The sequence below is a fragment of the Paenibacillus ihuae genome (genome assembly GCF_001368795.1).
Classification (GTDB): domain Bacteria; phylum Bacillota; class Bacilli; order Paenibacillales; family Paenibacillaceae; genus Paenibacillus_AQ; species Paenibacillus_AQ ihuae.
Window position 1 is genome coordinate 2186826 of sequence record NZ_LN831198.1, and the last position, 5616, is coordinate 2192441.

The following is a 5616-nucleotide window of genomic DNA, read 5'->3' on the forward strand; positions in this document are numbered from 1 at the left end:
GATAATCATAATCTTCTGCTGGAGAAGGGACCTAAGCGGGTGAGCCCGTTCTTTATCCCGATGATGATTGCAAATATGGGTTCCGGACAGCTGTCGATTAATCTCGGCGCTAAAGGCCCGAACACCACGACAGTAACGGCCTGCGCAACTGGAAGCCATTCCATTGGGGAGTCCTTCCGGCTGATTCAGCGCGGTGATGCGGATGCAATGATCTGCGGAGGTTCGGAAGCTACGATCCGTCCGACGGGTATGGCTGGATTCTGTGCGATGAGAGCCATGTCGACCCGTAATGAGGAACCGGAGAAGGCAAGCCGTCCGTTTGATGTTGACCGCGATGGTTTTGTTATGGGTGAAGGCGCAGGTATTCTGATTCTGGAATCGCTGGAGCATGCCGAGAAACGCGGTGCAAAGATCTATGCCGAGGTTATCGGCTACGGTCTGAGTGCGGATGCTCATCACATGACTGAGCCTGATCCTGACGGCGCTGCGCGCTGCATGAAGATGGCGATTCGTGATGCCGGCATTGCGCCGGAGGATATTGATTACATCAATGCGCACGGTACTTCTACGCCAGTAGGCGACAAGTAGGAAACGGCTGCCGTCAAAAAGGCGCTGGGATATCATGCTTATAAAGTTGCAATCAGCTCCACGAAATCAATGACCGGGCATTTGCTTGGTGCAGCCGGCGGTGTGGAGGCGATTATTTGCGGACTTTCCCTGCAAAAGAACATGATTGCGCCTACGATCAATTTGGACAATCAAGATCCGGAATGCGATTTGGACTATGTTCCGAATGTGCCGCGTGAGGCCGAGCTTAACATTGTCATGTCCAACTCCTTCGGATTCGGGGGACATAACGCGACCGTTATTCTTAAAAAATATAAACAGTAAGGGGAGAACAGTGCAGTGAAAGGAGACCTGAAGCAGTTACAAAATCAACTTCAAATCCAATTTCACGATCCTGTACTCCTGAAGCAGGCCTTTACCCATGCATCTTATGTGAATGAACACCGTTTCAACCAGCATCAGGACAATGAACGCCTTGAGTTTCTGGGCGATGCCGTGCTCGAGCTTACGGTTTCTGAATATTTGTATAACCTTCTGCCAGACCGGCCTGAAGGTGAACTGACCAAGCTGCGGGCCGCCATTGTGTGTGAGCCCTCACTGGTTAAGTTTGCCGAAAGTCTGGGCTTCGGACGGTTTGTATTGCTGGGTAAAGGGGAAGAACTTACGGGCGGACGAACCCGCCCGGCCTTGCTGGCCGATGTGTTTGAATCCTTCGTGGGAGCGCTTTATCTTGACCAGGGTCTGGAAACGGCCCGCAGGTTCCTTGATAATCACGTATTTCCGCTGGTGGAGACGGACGGCAAGCTGCAAATGCAGATGAGCGATTTCAAGACGGAGCTTCAGGAGCTGATACAGCATCACGGATTGGGTACGCTGGAATATCGGATTATTGAAGAACGGGGACCCGCACATGAGCGTGAATTCGTTTCTGAAGTGTATATGGCTAACCAGTCCCTCGGCAGAGGCAACGGGCGTTCCAAGAAAGAAGCCGAACAGCAGGCTGCCGCAGCGGCGCTATTGCGTTTGAAGGAAGACGGCGCTTGAATCCTGCAGTTGCATTTAAACAAAGATTGGCTTAGCCGAGGCAAGTAAGTTAGCGGAGGAGAGCAGCAATGGTCTGAATGCCGGCGTATAGGCGGAGGTCAGACTTTTGCTGCTCTTTTTCGGATGAATAACCGCGCTATTCTTTCAGATAGGACGGGCTATTTTAGGCTATAAACGCTATGTTATAATAGGTCAGAGGTGATAGGCGAGTCATGTTTTTGAAACGGATTGAATTAGCTGGCTTTAAATCTTTTGCTGACAAAACAGAAATGGAATTTGTACGCGGCATTACGGCAGTAGTCGGGCCAAACGGCAGCGGCAAAAGTAATATTTCCGACGGCATCCGCTGGGTGCTGGGCGAACAGAGTGCCAAGTCGCTGCGCGGCGGCAAGATGGAGGATATCATCTTCGCCGGAAGTGATGCGCGTAAAGCGGTGAACTATGGTGAGGTTTCGCTGACGCTGGATAACGAAGATCATGTGCTGCCGCTGGATTTCAGCGAAGTGACTGTAACCCGCCGAGTACACCGCAGCGGTGAAAGTGAATACTTAATCAACAAGCAGGCCTGCCGGTTAAAGGATATCACGGAGCTGTTTATGGATACAGGTATCGGGCGTGAGGCGTACTCGATCATCGGCCAAGGCCGGATTGAAGAGATTCTCAGCACCCGGTCGGAGGACCGGCGCGGGATTTTTGAAGAAGCATCAGGAATTGTTAAGTATAAATCGCGTAAAAAGGATGCCGGACGCAAGCTGGATGAAACGGAGCAGAATCTCCTGCGGATTCACGATTTGATCAGTGAGCTGGAGGATCAGATTGGTCCGCTTAAGGACCAGTCCGAGAAGGCCATTCGATATAAGGAACTGCGCGAACAGCTGAAACAGCTGGAGATTTCAGTATATGTGCACCAGATCGAAGGGATTCATACCGCCTGGAAGGAAGGCAATGACCGGCTCGAGGTGCTTAAGCATGAACAATTGGCACTGTCTACGGTGGTTTCCGCCCACGATGCCAAGCTGGAAAGCGGACGTGCCGAGCTTCGGGCATTGGAAGAGCAGGTTGAGAAGCTGCAGGAGCAGCTGCTGCGTTACAGTGAAGCCTATGAGAAGAGCGAAGGCTATGGAGAAGTTCTCAAGGAACGCAAACGCAATCTGGAGAGCAACCGTGAACAGCTGATGCTCACTTTAGGTTCTGTAGGCGAACGCTCAGAAGGCCGCCAGCGTGAGCTTGCGGAGCTGGAGCTGAAGCTTGCACAGTCGCGGCAGGCGCTCGAGGATTTGCGCAGCCAGCTAGCGGATGAAGAGACCCGGCTGGAAGGCGTTACCGGGGGCATCAGCCAGAGTAAGGAAGAGAAGCTGAAGAGCGCCTTGCTCGAGCTGATGAATCTGATGGCCCAGGCCCGCAATGAAATCCGCTATGCGGATCAGCAGAAGGAAAGCCTGGAGCGGCGGATGAGCCGAAGTAGTGAAGAAAGCGGCAAATGGGTTGCTAGACTGCAGGAGCTGTCTGCCTCTCAGAAGACGCTGAAGGATAGAATTACCGCACTCGGCAAAGAAATCGGTGCTCTGCGCAATGCTTATATCACAGAAAGCGAGCAGTCGAGCAAACGTCAGAAGCTGCTGGAAGAAACGCAGTCCGGTCTCCGCAAATGGGAGCAGAAGCGTGAAGCGCAGGTATCCAGGCACGAGACGATGAAGGAAATGCAGGATGATTTTGACGGCTTCATGCTTGGTGTCAAGGAAGTGCTCAAGGGTGCGCGTAAGGGTCAGCTAAACGGTGTCCATGGCGCTGTAGCTGAGCTGATCTCTGTACCGGAGAAGCTGGAAATGGCCGTTGAGACGGCATTGGGTGCTTCACTGCAGCATGTCGTCATGGATAATGAAGCGGTATCCCGGCAGGCGATTGCTTTTCTGAAACAACGCCAGCTGGGCAGGGCGACGTTTCTGCCGCTGGATGTTATCCGGCCCCGGCAGATTACTGGCAGCGACCGGGGGATGGTTGAAGGAGCCGAAGGCTTTGTCGGCATCGGATCTGAACTGGTGGGTTATGAAGATAAATATGCCAGTATCATTGGAAGCTTGCTTGGCAACGTAGTTATTGCTGAAAGTCTGGAGCAGGCCAACCGGATTGCCGCCAAATGCCAATACCGCTACCGTGTTGTAACTCTTGAAGGGGATGTCGTGAATGCAGGCGGTTCCATGACCGGGGGCAGCCAGCATAAAAAGAATAACAGCCTGCTAAGCCGCAAACGCCAGCTGGATCAATTGCTCAGCGAGATTGAAGAAAGCGAGCTGCAGATCAGCAAGCTGAAGCAAGGCATCAGCCGCTTGAAGGACGAGCAGGAGAATGCGTCGCAGAAGCTGGAAGAGCTGCGTCATGACGGTGACGAGAAACGTCTGGAGGAGCAGCGGGTTGCCGGTGATCTGAAGCAGCTGGAGCAGGAATTGCGCCATGTCCAGGAGCAGGTGGATGGAGCAGGGGCGGAGCGCAGCGGGTTTGAAAGTGAAGTCAAAGCACTGGAAGAAAGCCGGGTTCACGCTGTCAACGAGCTTGCACGACTGGAGCAGGAAGAGAAGGATGCCCATGAGGCGATCCGCAATGCTGAATCAGAGCGTAAAGCGAGCGAATCCGCCAAGGAAGAGCTTCAGGGTAAGCTGACCGGGATGAAGGTAACAGAGGGCAAGCTGGATCAGGAGATTTTCTCACTGGAAGAACAGCTGCGCCGTATGAGACAGGATGCCGGATCGCAGGAGAAAGAGCTGCGCCAGAGCCGCAGCCTGCTCATGACGATTGAACAGGACCTGGAGGAGAATGCCCGGGAAGCTGTGAAGCAGAAGGAGAACCTCAACACATACCGGCTCAAAAAAGATGAAACAGCGGCAGCACTGGATTTGGCACGGGCTGACCGCACGGCTCTGACACGTAAGCTTGAGCTGGCCGAAGGGGAAACCAAGGACCAGCGCCAGGCCCTTAAGTCTGTAGAGGACAAGCTCCGGACAACTGAAGTGTCTGTTGGACGGCTGGATGTCGAACTGGACAATATCCTGCGCAAGCTAAGCGATGACTATGAGCTGAGCTATGAGCTGGCGAAGCAGCGTTATCCTGTTCCCGAGGATGTGCCGGCAGCCCAGGCTGAGGTGCAGCGGCTTAAACGCAGCATCTCCGCCCTGGGTGAAGTCAGCTTGGGGGCTATAGAGGAATATCAGCGTGTTCATGAGCGTTACACCTTCCTCAGCGGACAGAAGGATGATCTGGTAGAAGCTAAGACAACCCTATACCATGTGATTCATGAGATGGAAGAAGAGATGTCCAAACGCTTCAAACTGACCTTCGATGCGATCCGCCGGGAATTCGGGACAGTATTCTCGAAGCTGTTCGGCGGCGGCCGCGCGGATTTGCAGCTATTGGATCCTGAGCATATGCTTGAGACGGGCATTGATATCGTGGCTCAGCCTCCCGGCAAAAAACTGCAAAATCTGCAGCTGCTGTCCGGCGGCGAGCGCGCTTTGACTGCGATGGCCCTTCTGTTTGCTATTTTACAGGTGAAGCCGGTTCCGTTCTGCGTGCTGGATGAGGTTGAGGCTGCGCTTGATGAAGCAAACGTAGTCCGGTTCGCCCAGTATTTGCGGGAGTTCTCTGAGCAGACGCAATTCATCGTGGTTACCCACCGCAAGGGTACGATGGAGGAAGCGGATGTGCTGTATGGGGTGACGATGGAGGAAGGCGGCGTGTCCAAGCTCGTCTCCGTGAAGCTTGAGGATGAAGAGGCGGAAATAGCATAGGTTTATTAGAAACAATAAGGGAAAAGTGGCGGAAGGGAATTTTGGAACTGGAGGAGCGGTAGCGTCCGCCTTTGTCTGCGGATTTCAACCGCGAACAGCGGGGATAATCAAGAAATCTGCAGACAACAGCGGCCGAAAGTCCAAATATTCTCTGGAGTCACGACTAATCCCATAATTGAGGGGGACCATATGAGCTTTTTTAAAAAATTGAAAGAAAGCATTT

General features: G+C 53.2%; 2 protein-coding genes and 1 pseudogene. All 3 read left to right on the forward strand.

Annotated elements, in window-relative coordinates; genetic code table 11:
• Positions 1 to 891, forward strand: a pseudogene (gene fabF / locus AQR02_RS09870) (beta-ketoacyl-ACP synthase II); the annotation flags it as partial.
• Between the two features lie 15 nt (positions 892 to 906).
• Positions 907 to 1611, forward strand: a complete 705-nt coding sequence (gene rnc / locus AQR02_RS09875; RefSeq protein ID WP_054940417.1) for a ribonuclease III — start codon at positions 907 to 909, stop codon at positions 1609 to 1611.
• A 212-nt stretch (positions 1612 to 1823) separates the two neighbouring features.
• Positions 1824 to 5393, forward strand: coding sequence for a chromosome segregation protein SMC (gene smc, locus AQR02_RS09880; protein ID WP_054940418.1), 3570 nt, complete (start codon positions 1824 to 1826; stop codon positions 5391 to 5393).
• Positions 5394 to 5616 lie beyond the last annotated feature (223 nt).

Excerpts from the sequence above, each read along its gene's own strand:
- smc (WP_054940418.1), top strand. The coding sequence starts at position 1,824 with ATGTTTTTGAAACGGATTGAATTAGCTGGCTTTAAATCTTTTGCTGAC.